Source organism: Pseudomonas sp. SIMBA_041, from assembly GCF_046535095.1.
In the GTDB taxonomy this organism is placed as follows: Bacteria; Pseudomonadota; Gammaproteobacteria; order Pseudomonadales; family Pseudomonadaceae; genus Aquipseudomonas; species Aquipseudomonas mucoides.
Genome location: NZ_JAWRXJ010000177.1, coordinates 1 through 288 on the forward strand (window position 1 = coordinate 1; position 288 = coordinate 288).

1 protein-coding gene is annotated in these 288 nt (G+C 62.8%); it reads left to right on the forward strand.

The window, feature by feature from the left end; translation table 11 throughout:
* A partial coding sequence (locus SB725_RS30740) for a hypothetical protein (protein ID WP_410923144.1) occupies positions 1-138 on the forward strand: 138 nt, incomplete at its 5' end.
* Between the last annotated feature and the right edge of the window lie 150 nt (positions 139-288).

The following is a 288-nucleotide window of genomic DNA, read 5'->3' on the forward strand; positions in this document are numbered from 1 at the left end:
GCTGACCTGATGCGCGATGCCGACCTGCTGCCGGCCGTCCGTGATGCCGCCCACGCCCTGATCGCGCGCTGGCCGGACCACGTCAGCCCGCTGCTTGACCGCTGGCTGCGCCATGGCCAGCAATATGGCCAAGTGTGACGCCAGTCCCAGAATGGATCCAGATTTGCGGCGGGACTGGTCATACTTCGCGTTTAAAAGAACGAGTGGATACGGACCATGACTGAAGTTGCCCTGGACACCGCAACCCCACACGCCCCCTCTGTCATCAGGCTGCTGCTCGATAAGGTG